General features: G+C 64.8%; 13 protein-coding genes and 1 tRNA gene. 6 read left to right on the forward strand and 8 right to left on the reverse strand.

Translation table 11 applies throughout. The features are described 5' to 3' along the window. Positions 1-33 precede the first annotated feature (33 nt). The 6 genes from NKI16_RS10175 to NKI16_RS10200 form a co-directional block, all read right to left on the reverse strand. A complete protein-coding gene (locus NKI16_RS10175) occupies positions 34-864 on the reverse strand; it encodes an ATP-binding cassette domain-containing protein (RefSeq protein WP_352922646.1) in 831 nt (276 codons plus the stop codon). Next, positions 857-1,747: an ABC transporter ATP-binding protein gene (locus NKI16_RS10180; protein ID WP_352922649.1), complete on the reverse strand. Its 891-nt coding sequence runs from the start codon at positions 1,745-1,747 to the stop codon at positions 857-859. The genes NKI16_RS10175 and NKI16_RS10180 overlap by 8 nt, the downstream gene beginning before the upstream one ends. Continuing rightward, positions 1,744-2,592 carry an ABC transporter permease gene (locus NKI16_RS10185; protein WP_352756007.1) on the reverse strand — a complete coding sequence of 283 codons (849 nt, stop codon included), beginning with the start codon at positions 2,590-2,592 and terminating at the stop codon, positions 1,744-1,746. Before NKI16_RS10185 ends, NKI16_RS10180 begins: the two co-directional genes overlap by 4 nt. Then, entirely contained in the window at positions 2,585-3,592 is a 1,008-nt protein-coding gene (locus tag NKI16_RS10190; protein ID WP_352922652.1) for an ABC transporter permease, read from the reverse strand. The genes NKI16_RS10185 and NKI16_RS10190 overlap by 8 nt, the downstream gene beginning before the upstream one ends. A gap of 64 nt (positions 3,593-3,656) precedes the next feature. After that, a complete protein-coding gene (locus NKI16_RS10195) occupies positions 3,657-5,183 on the reverse strand; it encodes an ABC transporter substrate-binding protein (protein WP_352922655.1) in 1,527 nt (508 codons plus the stop codon). A gap of 107 nt (positions 5,184-5,290) precedes the next feature. Further along, positions 5,291-6,865 (reverse strand): phytoene desaturase family protein, encoded by a 1,575-nt coding sequence (locus NKI16_RS10200; protein ID WP_352922658.1) that lies wholly within the window; start codon positions 6,863-6,865, stop codon positions 5,291-5,293. 117 nt (positions 6,866-6,982) lie between these two features. Here NKI16_RS10200 and NKI16_RS10205 point away from each other — a divergent pair, with 117 nt between their 5' ends. From NKI16_RS10205 to NKI16_RS10225, 5 genes are all read left to right on the forward strand, one after another. After that, positions 6,983-7,774, forward strand: coding sequence for a cyclase family protein (locus NKI16_RS10205; protein ID WP_352922661.1), 792 nt, complete (start codon positions 6,983-6,985; stop codon positions 7,772-7,774). A 149-nt stretch (positions 7,775-7,923) separates the two neighbouring features. Then, a complete protein-coding gene (locus tag NKI16_RS10210; RefSeq protein ID WP_352922664.1) occupies positions 7,924-9,495 on the forward strand; it encodes a phytoene desaturase family protein in 1,572 nt (523 codons plus the stop codon). After that, positions 9,495-9,974: a MarR family winged helix-turn-helix transcriptional regulator gene (locus NKI16_RS10215; RefSeq protein WP_352455076.1), complete on the forward strand. Its 480-nt coding sequence runs from the start codon at positions 9,495-9,497 to the stop codon at positions 9,972-9,974. The genes NKI16_RS10210 and NKI16_RS10215 overlap by 1 nt, the downstream gene beginning before the upstream one ends. A 42-nt stretch (positions 9,975-10,016) precedes the next feature. After that, positions 10,017-12,170: a thiamine pyrophosphate-dependent enzyme gene (locus NKI16_RS10220; RefSeq protein WP_352922667.1), complete on the forward strand. Its 2,154-nt coding sequence runs from the start codon at positions 10,017-10,019 to the stop codon at positions 12,168-12,170. Continuing rightward, complete coding sequence (locus tag NKI16_RS10225) at positions 12,163-13,758, forward strand: indolepyruvate oxidoreductase subunit beta family protein (protein ID WP_352922670.1); 1,596 nt, start codon at positions 12,163-12,165, stop codon at positions 13,756-13,758. Before NKI16_RS10220 ends, NKI16_RS10225 begins: the two co-directional genes overlap by 8 nt. A gap of 37 nt (positions 13,759-13,795) precedes the next feature. On the opposite strand, the gene NKI16_RS10230 is transcribed toward NKI16_RS10225, so the two are convergent. Then, positions 13,796-13,871, reverse strand: a tRNA-Thr gene (locus NKI16_RS10230). A 343-nt stretch (positions 13,872-14,214) separates the two neighbouring features. Here NKI16_RS10230 and NKI16_RS10235 point away from each other — a divergent pair. After that, complete coding sequence (locus tag NKI16_RS10235; protein ID WP_352922673.1) at positions 14,215-15,372, forward strand: hypothetical protein; 1,158 nt, start codon at positions 14,215-14,217, stop codon at positions 15,370-15,372. A 102-nt stretch (positions 15,373-15,474) separates the two neighbouring features. On the opposite strand, the gene NKI16_RS10240 is transcribed toward NKI16_RS10235, so the two are convergent. Then, positions 15,475-17,076, reverse strand: coding sequence for a cisplatin damage response ATP-dependent DNA ligase (locus NKI16_RS10240; protein WP_352698177.1), 1,602 nt, complete (start codon positions 17,074-17,076; stop codon positions 15,475-15,477). Positions 17,077-17,293: the final 217 nt, after the last annotated feature.

Raw genomic sequence — 17,293 nt, forward strand, 5'->3', positions numbered from 1 at the left:
GCCCGCTCTTCGGCGTGCGAATAGGATTGTGTTTCATGCCGGCGCCTTTGCGGCGGGAAGCAGCCAGGCGTCATCGATCTCGGGCAGCGGAATGGCGGCGAGCAGGTCGCGCGTGTAAGCCTGCTGCGGCTGCTCGAACAAAGTATCCGTCGCACTGGCTTCGACGATCGCGCCTTCGCGCATGACGATCACTTGCCGGCAGAGCCGCCGGATCACCGACAGGTCATGGCTGATGAAGGCAACGGTCAGGCCCATTTCGGCGGCGAGTTTTTCCAGCAGCGTCAGGATCTGTGCCTGCGTCGACACGTCGAGGCCTGAGACGATTTCGTCGGCCAGCACGAATTTCGGCGACAGCGCCAGCGCGCGGGCAATGCCGACGCGCTGGCGCTGGCCGCCCGACAATTCATGACGATAGCGGCTGGCGAAGCCTTGCGGCAGGCCGACGCGCTGCAATGCCTCCGCGACACGCCCCTTGAGATTGTCGCCAAGCCCGTTCTGCTTGAGCGGTGCTGCGATGATGCTGAAGATGGTGCGGCGCGGATTGAGCGACGACATCGGATCCTGGAAGATCATCTGCAGATTGCGGCGCAGCGGCCGGAGTTCGGCCTCAGCCAGATGCGTGATGTCGCGGCCGTCGAAGATGACCTTGCCGGCACTGGGCTCCAGAAGCCGCACCAACGCGCGGCCAAGCGTCGATTTGCCGGAGCCGGATTCGCCGACGATGCCGGTCACCGATCCCTTTGGCAGGTCGAAATCCAGCCCTTTCAGGATCTCGGCCAAGGGCGCGCGGCCGATCAGCGGCTTGCGCGTCATGTCGGGCAGCGCGACCTTCAGCCCACGCACGGAAAACAGCGGCTCAGCCATGCGGGCGCCTCCAGGCCTGATCGGCGGCGGCGATCTCCGCGGCTAGCCCGGCCAGTACCGCCTCGTCCACGGGTTTCAGCGAAGTGAAGGGATCGGTGTAGCGCGGCGTCGCGGCCATCAGCGCTCGCGTGTAGGGGTGCTGCGGAGCGGCGAAGAGAGCAGCCGTCTCGGCCTCCTCCACCACCTTGCCGGCATAGAGCACCGAGACCTTCTGGCTGATCTTGGCGACGACGCCGAGATCATGGGTAACGAACAGGATCGCCGTGCCGTGCTCGCGCTGCAGCTGCGCGATCAGCCGCAGGATCTGCTTCTGCACGGTCACGTCGAGCGCCGTGGTCGGCTCGTCGGCGACGATCAGCCTTGGTTCGGCCGCAAACGCCGCGGCGATCAGCACGCGCTGGCGCATGCCGCCGGACAGCTCGTGCGGATAGCATTTGAGGACACGCTCGGGGTCGCGGATCTGCACCTCGTCCAGCAATCGGCGGATGCGTGCATCGGCCTTCTCGCCGCTCCAGCCGAGGGTGCGCACCAGCCGGTCGGTCATCTGCGGGCCGATGCGGCGTGACGGGTTGAGCGCGGTCAGCGGGTCCTGCGGGATCAGCGCGGTGCGCGCGCCGATCAGGGTGCGCCTTGCCTTTGGCTGAAGCTTGCCGAGGTCCTCGCCCTCGAGCAACATATCGCCTTCGACGATGCGCACGCTCGAAGGCAGCACGCCAAGCACCGCCTTGCCGATCATCGTCTTGCCGGCGCCGCTCTCGCCGACCAGCGCGCGCACCTCGCCGGGCTCGACGGCGAGCGACACCGAGCGCAGCACGCGCAAGCCATTAGGCAGCACCGCGCTAAGGCTGCGTATGTCGAGGCAGGGTTTCGCCAGCGCGTTCATCGCAGCACCGGATCGAAACGTGCCCTGAGGCCCTCGCCAAACTGGCTGAATGACAGCACCGTCAGGATCAGCGTGACCAGCGGGAACACCAGCACCCACCAGGCCTGATGGATCGACAGGCGGCCCTCGGCGATGATGCCGCCCCAGGTCGGGTCGTCGGTCGAGATCGACAGATTGACGAAGGACAGGATCGCCTCGACGATGACGGCAATGCCCATCTCCAGCGACAGCAGCGCCACGATCGACGGCACCACATTGGGCAGCACCTCGCGCAGCATGATGCCGATGCGGCCGTAGCCGGCGATGCGGGCGTTCTCGACATAGTCCATGCGCGACTGGCCCATCGTCTCGGCGCGGATCACCCGGCAGAAGCGCGTCCAGTCGATGACGGCAATGGCAATGATAACCGAGCTCAAGCCGGTGCCGAGCACTGCGACCAGAAGGATGGCAAACAGCACCGGCGGAAACGCCATCCAGACATCGACGATACGCGAGATGATGCGGTCGGCCCAGCCGCCGAAATAGCCAGCGATCAGCCCCAGCGTCGAGCCGACCAGGCAGGCGGCAAGGGCTGCCGCGAAGGCGACGATGAAGGCGATGCGGGCACCGAAGATCAGCCGTGACAGAAGATCGCGGCCGAGGCTGTCGGTGCCGAGCCAGTAGCCGGGCTCAGCACCGCTCAGCCAGAACGGCGGCAGCCGCTCCAGCATCAAATCCTGCGCCAGTGGGTCCTGCGGCGCGACCAACGGCGCAAAAATCGCGGCCAGCAGCGCAATCAGCAGCCAGCCGCCGGCCAGCCACAGGCGTGCCCGCGAGCCATGTCTCGAAATGCGGGCCTCATCCATGGCGCAGCCTCGGATTGAGCAGGGCGTACATCATGTCGACGGCAAGGTTGATCAGCACGAACAGCAGCGCGAAGACCAGCACGATGCCCTGGATCAGCGGCAGGTCGCGGTTGATGACGGCATCGATCGCCATGTTGCCAAGACCTTCATAGGAAAACAGTCGTTCGACAATGACCGTGCCGCCGATCAGGAAGGTGAACTGCACGCCGACCAGCGTCAGCGTCGGCAGGGCCGCGTTCTTCAGCGCCTCGCGCAGGATGACCTGCGTTTCCGAAAAGCCCTTTACCCGCGCCAGCACGACGTAGTCGAGGTCGAGCACTTCCTTCAGCGACTGTTTCAGCAGCTGCGAGATGATCGCGGCCAGTGGCAGCGCCAGCGCAATCGCCGGCATCAGCATGTGTGCCAGCAGGTCCCTGGTCAGGTCGAAGCGCAGCCGTACGATGCTTTCGAACAGATAGAATTGCGTGGCGAAGGGCAGGTCGAGCTGCGGCGACACCCGGCCAGAAATGTCGAAGATAGGCACCAGCACGCCGAACAGAAGGATCAGCACCAGGCCCCACAGGAAATCGGGAATCGAGAGTGCCGCACCGCTGGCAATGTCGATGCCGGCTTCGACCGCGGTGCCGCGTTCGCGCGCGCCGAGGATCGCCGTCGTGCCGCCGATCGCCAGGGCCATCACAAGCGCGACGATGGCGAGTTCCAGCGTCGCCGGCAGCCGGTTAAACACCAGCCCAAGCACGTCCTGCCGCAGTGAGATCGACGTGCCGAAATCGCCCCTGACGACACCGGCCAGCCAGATGAAGAACTGCCGGACGATGGTCTTGTCGAGCCCGTAAAGCGCGCGCAGCCGCGCGATGTCGGCATCGGTCGCGCCGGGCGGCAGCATCATCGCGATCGGGTCGCCCGGGGCGACACGGATGACGATAAAGACGACGACGGCCACACCGAACAGCGTGATCGCCATCGTCAGAAGACGGATCAGGAATCTTTGCAGCAGCATGGTCGCCCGTGGCGGAAAATGCGCGCCGTCATTCCGGACGGCGCGCGACAAGCCGAAGACTATGTCAGGCCGGGCTCATCAGCGCCGGCAGAAGTGCGCCGGACACATGCTGCACGACATTGACGCCCTTGGCATGCACGATCGGCTGCGCATACTGGATCAGCGGCAGCACATAGGCCTGCTCGGCGATGTATTTGTCGACGGCCTTCCATCCGGCGATGCGCTTGGCCTCGTCCTTCTCGCCCCATAGCGGGTTGATCATGTCGATCAGGTCCTGGCTGTCCCACACCGAATGCGGGCTCGGGCCATACATGGCAAAGCCGGTCGAGGTGGTGGGATCACCGATGGCATTGCCCCAATTGTAGAAGGCCGCCGGCGCCAGCTTGTCGGCGGCGCGCAGCTCGTAGTGCTTGGCGATCTCGTAGACCTCGATCGTTGCCTCGATGCCGACCTTGCGCCACATGCCGACGATCGCCTGGATCATCTCGTAGTCCTTGGGCTTGAAGCCCTTGGTCGTCTGTATCGTGAACTTGACCGGCTTTTCCGGCGAATAGCCGGAGGCGGCCAGCAGTTCCTTGGCCTTGTCCGGATTGTGCTCCACCTTGATCGACGCATCGTAGGCCTCGTATTCCGGCGTCTCCAGCGTATCGATGGGCTGGCCGTAACCGCGCAGCAGTCGGTCGACCAAAAGCTTTTTGTCGACCGCCATCACTGCCGCCTCGCGCACGTTCTTGTCCAGCATCACGTCGATGTCGTTGAAGAAGATCATGCCGATGTCGGAAACGTTCTTGCACGAGCCGGCAAGTCCATCCTTGGCGATCAGGCGGTCATATTCCTCATAGGGGATTTCCAGCGTCACCTGCGAGGAACCGGACTCGATCTCGGCGACGCGGCTCGCCGCATCGGTGACGAACTTGATGGTTACGTTCTCGAAGGCCGGCTTGCCGCCCCAGTAGTTCGGGTTGGCCTTGAGCCGCAGGAAGGCGTTGCGCTCGAATTTGTCGACCATATAGGGCCCGGTGCCGATCGGGGCTTTCTCAAAACCCTCGGCGCCGACCTTTTCGTAATAGGCCTTCGGCATGATGTAGCCGGTCAGGAACGACATCCACTTGAAATACACCGGGTCGAATTGCACGACGTCGCCGGTGATCTTGTTGCCGTCGATCTTGAAGTTGTTGACGTTCTTCCAGACGAACTGGATCGGGTTGCCGGTCTTTTCATCGCCCGCCCGCTGCAGCGACCAGACCACGTCTTCGGCCGTGAATGGCGAGCCGTCATGCCAGGTGACGCCCTCGCGCACCGTCATCATGATCTTGCTGCGACCCTCGTTCCAGCCCCATTCGGTGAGCAGGCCGGGCGCGAAAGAAAGATCCGGCTTCTGCGGGATGAACTGGTCGAACACCGACTGGTACAGACCCTGGATGGTCGGGTTGACCGCCGAAGGCCCGGTGGTCGGGTCCCAGGACGGCAAATTGACATTGTAGGCGATGGTCAGTTCGCCGGCAGCCTTGGCGATTTGCGGCAGGCCGAGCGCCGTGGCGCCAAGTGCGGCCGCGCCATATCCGAGCAATTCTCGTCTGTTGATTGTCATGGTCGTTCCCCTGTTGCTTTTATGCGCGGTGTCGTTGTCAATCGGTGGGTTCAGGCTCCTTGGGCAACCGCGCCTTGTCCTCCTTCACCCTAGATGAAAAGTGGAGCCTACCTCCCGCCAAGTTGTTGCGCGAGCATGAAGCCCGACGCCGCCCCGGTGCCGGCGCCGGGCCATGTTGCCGCCCCGGTCAGGTGCAGATTGCCGACCGGCGTGTTCCAGCCAGCGTAACCGCGCGCCGGCCGGAACAGGAAATTCTGCGCCAGATGATGGCTGCCGCAGATCTGGTCGCCGCCGACAAGGTTCGGGTTCTCGCGTTCGAGGTCGATGGGCGAGAACACGGCGCGGCCGAGGATCTTCCGACGAAGGCCGGGCGCATGGCGCTCGATAATGTCGAGGACGCGCTCGGCGTAGTGCTCCCTAGCCTCGTCCCAGTGAGCCGCCGCGATCGTGCCCGCCGCATCGCCTGCAATCTCGGCTGGCAGCATGCGCACCTGCACCCAAAGTACGTGCTTGCCGTCCGGCGCGCGCGAGGGATCGACGGCCGTCGGCTGGCCGACGACCAGCACCGGTTCGTCCGGCAGCACCCCTGACATCGCCTGCTGATAGGTCCGCGACATGGCATCGAGCGACGGCGACAGATGCACATAGGCGAACTGCCGAAGCTCGGCGCCGGCGCGCCAGTCCGGCAGGTCGTCGAGCGCCAGATGGATCATCAACGTCCCCGGCGCGTGGCGGAATTTTTTCACGGCCGTGTCGAAGCCGGTGTCGCCCGATCCGTTAGGCAACAGTTTCCCGGTCAGCGCCTTGGGCGCGACACCGGCGATGACGGCCTTGGCGGCTGTGTGGGTCTCGCCGGAAGCGAGCCGCACGCCGGTCGCTTTGCCGGCCGAAACCGTGATCTCGGCGACATCAGCCCCAGTGACGATCTTGCCGCCGGCGGCCGTGAGCATGCCTGACAAAGCGCGGATGATGGTGTCGGCGCCGCCTCTGCCGAGCACCATGCCGAAGCACTGGTTGGCCATGGATTCGAGGTAAGGGAACACCGCGCCGCCGGCGATATCGGGCGCGAAATCGAGATGCATGCCCCAGGTGGCCAGCGTCGCCCTGACATGCGGTGACTGGAAAGTCTCCTCGAGCCACGCGCGGGGTGAGGAAAGCAGTAATCGACCGGTATCGAGCGCGCCGGCCAAACCCTTCTTGCGCCAGAGGTTCCAGGCGGTGCCGGCGAGCGCACGGCCGCTCATCGGCGAGCCCAGCAGCCGGAACAGATGCTCGGCCTCCGCCGGGAATGCCGCAACCAGACGGCGCCATGTCTGTGCGTCGGCGTCGGAAAAAGCGGCCATGCGCGAGGCGGTCTTTTCCAGGTCGCTGCTGACGCCGAACCAGCTTCCGTCCGGGAAGGCGCTGGCAAAGCAATCGGCCACCGGCGCGAATTCCAGCCCGTGGGTTTTCAATTCATTTGCATATTTCTTGTGAAAGGCCGAGCCGGCGAACAGGCTGAGATTCATCGCGCCGAAATCGTGCCGGAAGCCCGGAAGCGTCAATTCGCGCGTCTGGACGGCGCCGCCGATCGTTGCATTACGCTCGAAAACTGCCGTTTTCCAGCCTTTGAGCGCCAGATGCGCGGCGCATGCCAGACTGTTGTGGCCTGCTCCGACAAATATGGCGTCGAACTCGCTCACGCCCCGTCCCATTTCCTTTATGCTTAAAGATAATTGCAGATGCATATGTTTTCGTCTAGTAGGATATTAAGGGCCGCGAGAGCCTTCAGCACCATCGAGAAAGAGGGAACAGAGACCATGGACACACAACAACTTCTAGGCGAAGTCGCCGGCCAGCTGCTTTCAGGCGCCATCCAGGTGGTCGACCTGACGGCGCCGCTCGGGCCCGACACGCCACTGATCAAGCTGCCGCCGGAACTGGCGGTCGACACGCCGAAGATCGAGATCCACGCCATCTCCGCCTATGACAAGAATGGCCCGTGGTGGGCGTGGAACTGGCTCAAGCTCGGCGAGCATTCGGGCACGCATTTCGACGCACCCAACCACTGGATCACCGGCAAGGATTATCCGGACGGCGCCACCGACACCATTCCGGCGCAGAACTTCGTCGGCCCGGTCAACGTCATCGACTGTTCGAAGCAAGCGGCAGCTGATCACGATTTCCTGCTCACCGTCGATCACATCAAGGCATGGGAAGCCGAACATGGCGCTATCAACCCCGGCGAGTGGGTGGTGATGCGCACCGACTGGTATAAGCGCAACGGCTCGGAAGCCGAGTTCCTCAACGCCAATGAGACCGGACCGCACACGCCTGGCCCGACCGCCGAAGCCATCCAGTATCTGATTAGCAAGGACATCAAGGGCTGGGGCAGCGAGACGATCGGCACGGATGCTGGCAAAGCAGGGGGAATGGAGCCGCCGTTCCCGGCGCATAGCCTGATGCACAAGGCCAACCGCTACGGCCTCGCCAGCCTTTGCAACCTCGACCGGCTGCCGCCGAAAGGCGCGATCCTGATCGCGGCGCCGCTCAAGATCGAGCACGGCACCGGCAGCCCGATCCGCGCGTTGGCGTTGGCGCCAAGGCAATAGGGTAGCTGCGGTCTTCGGGAGAAGATCATGTGCGGAAGTGGCACTGTGGTGACGGAGTGGGAGCGGCAGCCTTGCAAAGCTGCGGCTCTACGGCGCCGTAGAGCGCCAATCTCTGCAATTGAACTCCTGCCGGCTAGGAGCACGCATCGATGAGCGCTCCCGATCACATCGTCGTCGGCAGCGGCATCAACGCGCTGGTCTGCTCGGCGATGCTTGGCGGCAAGGGGGCGAAGGTGCTGGTGCTCGAGCGCAACGACCGCATCGGCGGCTGCATGCGCACCGAAGAAATCACCGCGCCCGGCTTCATCCACGACGTGATGGCGACGACCTTTGTCCTGTTCATCACCTCGCCGGCCTATGCGGCGCTGGGCAAGGATCTGGCGCGGCACGGCCTGGAGTTTTGCAACACCTCCACGCCGACCGGTGTGCTGCGCCCGGACGGCAGCCATGCCGTCCTGCGCACCGATCGTATCGCCAATGTAGCGGCGATCAATGCGCTTGCCGCGGGCGACGGCGACCGGCACGCAAACGATGTCGGTGCGATCGAGCGCAACGCCGGTCTGCTGTTCGGACTGCTCGGTGGCAGCCTGTGGTCCTACCCGACGGCCAGGCTGCTGGCGGGTGAAGCCTGGCGGCGCGGCCCGCGTGGCCTTGCCGCCTTTCTCGGCAGCGCGCTGGTGCCGGCGCGCGGTTGGCTGGAAAGCACCTACCAGTCGGAAACCATGCGCGCGCTGTGGGCGCCCTGGGTGCTGCATGCCGGCCTCGGGCCTGAGGACGCGTTCTCCGGCCAGATCGCCAAGGTCATCGCCTTCGCGCTTGAGGCGGCCGGCGCGCCGATCGTCAAGGGCGGTGCCAGGAATCTGCTGGCCGCCTTCGAAGCCCTGATCAGGGAACGTGGCGGCGAAATCCGCACCGGCGCCGACGTCGCGGCTATTGTCCAAAGCGGAGGCCGCGCCGCCGGCGTGCGGCTGGCTTCGGGCGAAACGATCAACGTGAACAAGAGCGTCATCTGCTCGGTCACGCCGACCCAGCTCTACGAGCGGCTGCTCGGCGACGCGGCGCCGAAAGCAGACGTCGAGGCAGCGCAAAAATACCGCTACGGCAAGGGCAATTTCCAGATCCACTATGCCTTGGACAAGCCGCCGGCATGGCGCGGCGAGGGCCTGGACAAGGTCGCGCTGCTGCATCTGACGCCGGGGCTCGACGGCGTCTCGAAGGCCTGCAACGAAGCCGTGCGCGGCATGCTGCCGGAGGTGCCGACCATGTGCGTCGGCCAGCCGCACGCGCTCGACCCATCGCGCTGCCCGGCCGGCAAGGCGGTCCTGTGGCTGCAACTGCCCGAGGCGCCACGGCATATCAAGGGCGATGCCGCCGGCAAACTGCAAACACCGGCAGACGGTCGCTGGACCGAGGCGCTGCGCGAAGCCTATGCCGACCGTGCCGAAGCGATCCTCGCCAGCCATATCGATGGGTTCAAGGACAGCGTCATCGCACGCCGCGCCTGTTCGCCGACCGACCTGGAAGCTATGAACATCAATCTGGTCGGCGGCGACCCCTATGGCGGTTCCTCGGCTATCGACCAGTCGTTTCTGTGGCGGCCGTTCAAGACGAGCCGCAATCACGCCACCGAGGTCAGGGGTCTCTACCACATCGGTGCCTCGACCCATCCGGGTGCTGGCTTGGGCGGCGGCTCCGGCTTTCTCCTGGCGGGGAGGCTGTGATGGAACAGAAGGTTGAAAAGCGCCAGCGCATCTCGACTTTGGGCCAGATCGGCCTGCAGCAATTCGCGCCCTATCTGATGAACCGCATCATGGGCCGCTACAACGCCACCTTGCGCGACAATTTCCGCAAGCAGGGCCTGACCATTCCGCAGGTGCGCACGCTGGCGGTGTTGTCGGTCACCGATGGCGTCACCGTCAACGATCTCTCGGTCTATACCGTCATCGAGCAGTCGACCTTGAGCCGGACGCTCGACACGCTGGAGGGGCAAGGGTTTGTGCGGCGCGAGCAGGGGGTCACCGACAGCCGTATCCGCCATGTATTCCTGACCGACGATGGCCGCGCCGAGTTCGCGCGCGCCTGGCCGGCCATGCACGACGCTTTCGAGGCAATGTTCGACGATGTCGACGATGCCGAATACGCGGCGCTGATCGCGACATTGCAGAAGATGCTGAAGAACATTCGCAAGCACGACATCTGATCTTACGCGCCGCCATCGGGGCGGTAACGGAAGGAGCCCAAAATGGCCGAACGGTCTTTTGCCAAGGAAGTCGAAAAGCTCAGGCTCGGCGCCGGCGAGGAGTTTTCCGGCGAAGGCATTCTCGCCATCACCAAGGCGCTGCTGCAATGCGGCGTCGGCTATGTCGGCGGCTATCAGGGCGCGCCGATCAGCCATTTGATGGACGTGCTGGCCGACGCGCAGGATATCCTGGGCGAGCTCGGCGTGCATTTCGAGGCGAGCGCCTCGGAAGCCACGGCCACCGCCATGCTTGCCGCATCGGTGCATTATCCTATCCGCGGCGCGGCGACCTTCAAGTCGACGGTCGGCACCAATGTCGCCTCCGACGCGCTCGCCAATCTCGCTTCCGGCGGCGTCACCGGCGGTGCATTGATCATCGTCGGCGAGGATTACGGCGAAGGCTCCTCGATCATGCAGGAGCGCAGCCACGCCTTTGCCATGAAGAGCCAGGTCTGGCTGCTCGACCCGCGACCGAACCTGCCGTCGATCGTCAAGGCGGTGGAGGACGGCTTCGAGCTGTCCGAGGTTTCCAACACGCCGGTCATGCTGCAGGTCCGTATTCGCTGCTGCCATGTCCACGGCCATTTCATCGCCAAGGACAACAAGCGCCCGGCAATGACTGTGGCCGATGCGCTCGAGGCGCCGCGCCGCGACACCGGCCGCATCGTGCTGCCGCCCGCGTCCTTTCTGCACGAGAAGGAAAAGGTGCAGAAACGCTGGCCGGCGGCGGTGGATTTCATCCGCACCAACAAGATCAACGAGTTTTTCGGCCCGGAGCACGGCTCGGTCGGCATCGTCATGCAGGGCGGCATGTACAATTCGGTCATCCGGGCGCTGCAGCGGCTCGGCCTCGCCGACACTTATGGCGATACCGACGTGCCGCTCTATGTGCTCAACGCCGTCTATCCCTTGGTCGACGATGAGTTCCTGTCTTTCTGCGAAGGCAAGGACGCCGTCCTCGTCGTCGAGGAAGGCCAGCCCAACTACATCGAACAGGCCTTTGCCGCGATGCTGCACAAGGCCGGCCGCGGCACCAGGCTCGTCGGCAAGGAACATCTGCCTATGGCCGGCGAATATACCGGCCAGGTGATGCTCGACGGCATCGGATCGTTCCTGCGCGCCACCATCCCGCATCTGCTGCCAAGCGAGGTCCGCGCGCCGAACAAGATCGGCGACGGGCTCGACACCGCCGACCTGATCAACGTCGTCCCGGGCCGGCCGCCCGGCTTCTGCGTCGGCTGCCCGGAGCGGCCGATCTTCGCCGCCACCAAGCTGGTCGAGCAGGAGCTGGGCAAGCACCACATCGCCTCCGACATTGGCTGCCATCTGTTCTCGATCATGCCGCCTTTCGAGCTAGGTGCCACTACCATGGGCTACGGGCTGGGGCCGGCCTCGGCTTCGGCGTTCAATTCGCCCGATGCCAAGCGCCGCTCGATCTCCTTCGTCGGCGACGGCGGCTTCTGGCACAACGGTCTGACCTCGTCGATCGGCAACGCGGTGTTCAACAAGAACGACGGCGTCATCGTCATCGTCGACAATTTCTATTCGGCCGCCACCGGCGGCCAGGACATCCTGTCGTCCCGCGCCGGCAACAAGACCAAGTCGACCAAGCACCCGATCACCGAGGCGGTGAAGGGCATGGGCGTCAAATGGCTGCGCCACATCGACCGCACCTACGACGTAACCAAGATGCAAGACACGCTGCGCGAGGCGCTGACGACGGACGAAAAGGGCCCGAAAGTCATTGTCGCCTCGTCCGAATGCATGCTCAACCGGCAGCGCCGCGAAAAGCCGCTGGTCGACAAGGCGATCAAGGGCGGGACGCGCATAGTCAAGCCGAAATTCGGCGTCGACGAAGATATCTGCACCGGCGACCATGCCTGCATGCGGCTGTCCGGCTGTCCGTCGCTTTCGGTGAAGTCGCTCGACGATCCGTTGCGCGACGATCCGGTGGCGCATATCGACCAAAGCTGCGTCGGTTGCGGCAATTGCGGCGAGGTCGCCGATGCGGCGGTGCTCTGCCCATCCTTCTACCGCGCCGATGTCGTGCACAATCCGAGCCGCTGGGACCGTTTCCTTGAAGCCGCTCGCCGCGCCACGATCAGTGTCTTGCAGCGGCGCCGTGAAAGCCGGCGCCTGATATTCGCCGATGCTTGACGCCGTGCCCTCATCGCGCTCGAAAGCCGGCGCCCCCGAAGACGAGCGCGTCATCAAGCTTGCCGTGCTGGCGGTCGGTGGCCAGGGCGGTGGCGTGCTGGCCGACTGGATCACCGACGTCGCCGAGCGCAACGGCTACGTCGCGCAATCGACCTCGGTCGCCGGCGTCGCCCAGCGCACCGGCGCCACCATCTATTATGTCGAAATGTGCCGCGACACCGGCCGCCTGCCGGTCTTCGCGCTGTCGCCGTCGCAGGGCGACGTCGACATCCTGATTGCCGCCGAACTGATGGAGGCCGGCCGCGCCATCATCCGCGGCTTCGTCACGCCCGAGCGCACCACGCTGATCGCCTCGTCGCACCGCATCGCCGCGGTCTCGGAGAAGATCGAGCCCGGCGATGGCCGCGCTTCGTCCTCGAAGGTGCATGCCACGGCGGAAGCCGCGGCCAAGCGCTTCATTGCCTTCGACATGGAGAAGATCGCCGCCGACAATGGCTCGATGATCTCGGCCAGCCTGCTCGGCGCGCTGGCCGGCTCCGACGCCTTGCCGTTTACACGCGAGAGCTACGAGCAGGCGATCGGCGCCGGCGGCCGCGGCGTCAAAGCCAGTCTCGCCGCCTTCGGCGCCGCCTACGATCGGGCGCGCGGCATCGCGAGTGCGCCTTCGGGCGACAAGACTGCCCCGCCGGCGGCCACTGAAACCGGCTCGGGCGCCGCGACAGAAGTCAGCGGCCCGGAAAGGCTGTTGAAGGGCTGGCAACAATTGGCGGCGCGCGTCGCCACGCTGCCTGTACCCGTGCGCGACATGGCGCTTCGCGGCCTGAAAAAAGTGGTCGACTATCAGGACGTTGCTTATGGCGGCGAGTATCTCGATAGGCTCGACCGGGCCGTCGCTCTGGACGATGCCGAACACGCCTACGCGCTGTCGATCGCCGCCGCCAAGCATCTGGCCAACGCGATGTGCTACGACGACATGATCCGCGTCGCCGACCTGAAGACGCGCTCTAGCCGCGACCGACGCGTACGCCGTGAGGTTGGCGTCAAGGACGGCTCGGTCCTGCAGGTGACCGAATATTTCCATCCGCGCATCGAGGAATTCTGCGGCACGCTGCCGGCCGGGCTCGGCAGCTACATCGAGGCGCGGCCGAAGCTCGCCGCCTTCCTCGACCGCCGCATCAACCGCGGCCGCCATATCCGCACCGACAGTTTTGCCGGCTTTGCCGCATTGTGGTTCATCGGCGGCCTGCGCCGCTGGCGCCGCCGGCTGCTGCGCCACAAGATCGAGACCGCGCATCTCGAGCGCTGGTATGCGCTGGCGCTGGGCCAAGTCGGCGAGGACTACGCGCTTGGCACGGAGATCCTCAACTGCCGCCGGCTGATCAAGGGCTACAGCGACACCCACGCCCGCGCACAGTCGAAATTCGACCGGGTGCTGTCGGCGCTCGACCTGGTCAAGGGCCGCCCGGACGCCGCAGACTGGACCCGGCGCCTGCGCGAAGCCGCGCTGAAGGACGAAAAGGGCGACATGCTCGACGGCGCGCTGAAGACGGTGGCGTCGCTGGGCGACGGCGACGTTCCATCAAGTTGATCTGTGAAATGGTCCCGTTTTAATTCATCGAGAATTTTGGTGCCGCTTAGGTGACTCGAACACCTGACCCCATCATTACGAATGATGTGCTCTACCAACTGAGCTAAAGCGGCCCGGGAAGCCGAGCTTCCAGGATGGGCTGCGTGATAGACGCAACCGGCCGCGAATTCAAGATGGCAGTCGCGATTTCAGGACGAGGCAATTCGTGCCGCCTCCGGCCGGGCGCAAGGGCAGCCGCCGCATCGATCCGGCATAGGTCGTGCGATGCCGCGCCGGCAGGCGGCACGCCGCGGTGACCGGAAAATCAGCGAAAAATGTTGATTCCTTTACCGAAAATCACCGAAATGAGCTTTGTGCCCCTCGGCAAGGCAGAATGCGGCCGCTCGCTTGTTGATTGATTGGTCGCCTGCGGCTAACGATCATGACAATGTGAGTGAAATTGCAGAGGGAATTCGCTTGGACGCGATCGAAAAAGCGATCCGCAACGCCTTCGAGAAAGGCAATGCCGACGACCGGGCGTTTCGCGAGCGGGTCTATCGATCGGCTTTCGCGGCACTCGACCGTGCCCTGCAGGCCAATCCAAACGTCACAGTGGAAGTCGCCATCAAGCGCCGCAAGGCGGTCCAGGCGAAGATCACCGAAATCGAATCGGAATTCCTGCCGGCGGTTGCCGACGTCGCCGCGCCGACCGACAGTTTGGAGGCAGCACCGGCGGTGGAGCCTCCGGCCGAAGCCGAAGCCGAGCCCGCGCCGTCGCCCGATGTCGTCGTTGAGGGTCCGGCGAAGCCGCCCGAAGCCGATGCGCCCCGGTCGCGCGTCTTGCCGGTCGTCCCCGACATCATGCCCGACGCGCCTGTTCCCGAGGCGCCGGTGATCGACATGGGGGCCTCGGTTCCGACCGAAGCCGACGTCGAAACCGACGACGCGGAAGTGACGCCCGACCGCGACGACCGGCGGGCGAGACGGCGGCGCCTGCCCTTGACCGCGATCTTCTTCGGTGTGACGCTGCTCGCAGCCGCCGGCATCGGCCTTTATTTCGCCAACCAGACCGGCGTCTTCAAATCGGCGACCGAGCTCGACACAGCGCCACCGGAAGCGCCGCCAACGGTCGATGGCGAAGATTTCACGCCGGACGACACCGCTTCGCCGCCAAAGCAGGGCGAGGAGGACCAGGCGCGCGACTGGATCAACGTTTTTTCGCCGGGTGACCCGACGCAGGTCAATGCACCGTCGGACGCCAAGGCCGACGTCATCCAGGACGAAAGCGGTTCCTTCCTGCGCATCCGCTCGGGGGCATCCGGCTCGGCCATCAGCTTCGACGTCGGACAAGGCGTGCTGGAAAAACTAGCCGGCAAGCATGCCACATTCGACATCATCGCGCGCTCCGAGGAGCGGCAGGAGACGCAGATTTCCGTCGATTGCAATTTCGGCGAACTCGGCGACTGCGGCCGCAAGCGCTATGCCGTCGGTCGCGAGCGCAATGAATATCTGTTCGACGTGCGCTTTCCCGACAAGCGTCCGGGCGCTGCCGGCACCATCGCCATCAATTCCGACTTCGACAAGCAGGGCAAGTCGGTCGACATCTACGAGATCCGCGTTTCAGTCGTTCCCTAAAGCACGTCGCGTTCGGACCGGCCTCATGCGACGCGCTTTAGATTCTTGTTTTGATGCATGTCGTTACCGCAAAACCGCTGCACACTTTTTGCGCGACATGCATTAACTATCGAGCAGCGCCTGCAGCGTCTCGATGCGGTCGGCTTCGGCCGCCGGCTTGTCCCAGCGCAGCCGCGAAATGCGCGGAAAGCGCATGGCAACGCCGGATTTGTGCCGCGTCGAGCGGTTGAGCCCTTCGAAGGCTACCTCAAGCACCAGCCCGTTCCTGCGGTCGGCACGCACCGAGCGGACCGGGCCAAAGCGCTCGATCGTATTGTCGCGGACATATTTGTCGATCTGCCTCAGTTCCTCGTCGGTGAAGCCGAAATAGGCTTTTCCCACCGGCACCAGCTCCTCCGATCCTTCCGGCCCGGACCAGACGCCGAATGTGTAGTCGGAATAGAAGCTCGAACGCTTGCCGTGGCCGCGCTGGGCATACATCAGCACCGCGTCGACCGTGTGCGGATCGCGCTTCCATTTGAACCACGGGCCCTTCGGCCGCCCGGCCACATAGGGCGAATCCCAGCGCTTCAGCATGACGCCTTCGATGACCGGATGCAGCGGCTTGCGGCGCAATTCCTCCAGCGTCTGCCAGTTGGTGAATTCGACCAGCGGCGACAGATCGAAGCGGCCCGGATCGAGTGTCCTGACGAAGGCCTCGAGCCGGCCGCGCCGTTCGCGGAAGGGAAGTCCGCGCACATCCTCGTCACCAATCTGCAGCGCATCGTAGCAGCGCATGAAGGCGGGGTATTGCTGCTGGATCTTGGGTGACACGCTCTTGCGGTTCAGCCGCTGCTGCAGGTCCGAGAAGGTGCCCGTCGCCTGCCTGGGGTCACCGACCAGAAGCTCGCCGTCGAGGGCGCCGGAAAAATCCATCGCCTCGGCAAGATCCGGAAAGGCGCCGGAGACATCGTCACCGGTGCGCGAATAGAGCCGGCGAATGCCGCCTTGGCAAACCGCCTGGACGCGGATGCCGTCCCATTTCCATTCGGCCGCGTAGTCGGCCGGGTCGAGCTTTTCGAGGTCGCCGTCGCCGACGGCATTCGACAGCATCACCGGCCTGAACAGCGCCAGCGCCGTCTTCCTGGGTTTTTCGGCCTTGCCTTCGAGCCAGGCGAACAGCGCGAGATAGGGCGGCGTCAGCCCGTGCCAGAGTTCCTCGATCTCGGCGACATCGACCTTGCCGAAATCGGCCAGCGCCTGCTTGGCGAGCCGCGCCGAGACACCGATGCGCAGGCCACCGGTGACCAGCTTTATGATGGCAAAGCGCGCCGAAGTGCTGGCGCTGTCGAGCAGCCGGGCCAGCACCTGCGGCCCGTCGGAACGGCTCGCCGCCTGCAGCTTCGCCACCACCTCGGCCAGCGTCGGCTCGTGGTTCGCAATGTCGACCGGCGCCTGCGGCCAGACCAGCGACACGGTCTCGGCCAGGTCGCCGACATAGTCGTAGGAATAGCCGAACAGCACCGGATCCATGCGCTCGATCACCAGTGTGCGCAGCATCGCCGGCTTGACCGCGGCGATGGACAGATCGCCGGTGATGGCAGCCAGCGCCAGCCCGCGGTCCGGATCCTCGACGCTGCGGAAATAATCGGTCAAGAGCGTCAGCTTGCCGTTGCGCGACGGCGTCAGCACCAGCCGGTCGAGAAGCTCGGCGAAGCGGTTCATGGGAGGGGCGACGCCAATGGGAAAGGCTTGCGTTCTGTCGCGCCCCCCTCTGTCCTGCCGGACATCTCCCCCTCAAGGGGGGAGATTTGCTGTCGCGACTGCTTTCGCCAATTTCCAACGTTGCAGGATGAGCGGCAAAACCAAAGCTGCCGATCTCCCCCCTTGAGGGGGAGATGGCCGGCAGGCCAGAGGGGGGCGCCGTAGAGCGCCGTACCGG

It is taken from the genome of Mesorhizobium sp. M0698 (genome assembly GCF_040320455.1).
Classification (GTDB): domain Bacteria; phylum Pseudomonadota; class Alphaproteobacteria; order Rhizobiales; family Rhizobiaceae; genus Mesorhizobium.

What these genes read in the sequence shown, in the direction of transcription:
- NKI16_RS10210 (WP_352922664.1), top strand. Translation starts at nt 7,924, where the DNA reads ATGAGCGCTCCCGATCACATCGTCGTCGGCAGCGGCATCAACGCGCTG.
- NKI16_RS10185 (WP_352756007.1), bottom strand. Translation starts at nt 2,592, where the DNA reads ATGGATGAGGCCCGCATTTCGAGACATGGCTCGCGGGCACGCCTGTGG.
- NKI16_RS10205 (WP_352922661.1), top strand. Translation starts at nt 6,983, where the DNA reads ATGGACACACAACAACTTCTAGGCGAAGTCGCCGGCCAGCTGCTTTCA.
- NKI16_RS10225 (WP_352922670.1), top strand. Translation starts at nt 12,163, where the DNA reads ATGCTTGACGCCGTGCCCTCATCGCGCTCGAAAGCCGGCGCCCCCGAA.
- NKI16_RS10240 (WP_352698177.1), bottom strand. Translation starts at nt 17,076, where the DNA reads ATGAACCGCTTCGCCGAGCTTCTCGACCGGCTGGTGCTGACGCCGTCG.
- NKI16_RS10190 (WP_352922652.1), bottom strand. Translation starts at nt 3,592, where the DNA reads ATGCTGCTGCAAAGATTCCTGATCCGTCTTCTGACGATGGCGATCACG.
- NKI16_RS10180 (WP_352922649.1), bottom strand. Translation starts at nt 1,747, where the DNA reads ATGAACGCGCTGGCGAAACCCTGCCTCGACATACGCAGCCTTAGCGCG.
- NKI16_RS10215 (WP_352455076.1), top strand. Translation starts at nt 9,495, where the DNA reads ATGGAACAGAAGGTTGAAAAGCGCCAGCGCATCTCGACTTTGGGCCAG.
- NKI16_RS10175 (WP_352922646.1), bottom strand. Translation starts at nt 864, where the DNA reads ATGGCTGAGCCGCTGTTTTCCGTGCGTGGGCTGAAGGTCGCGCTGCCC.
- NKI16_RS10195 (WP_352922655.1), bottom strand. Translation starts at nt 5,183, where the DNA reads ATGACAATCAACAGACGAGAATTGCTCGGATATGGCGCGGCCGCACTT.
- NKI16_RS10220 (WP_352922667.1), top strand. Translation starts at nt 10,017, where the DNA reads ATGGCCGAACGGTCTTTTGCCAAGGAAGTCGAAAAGCTCAGGCTCGGC.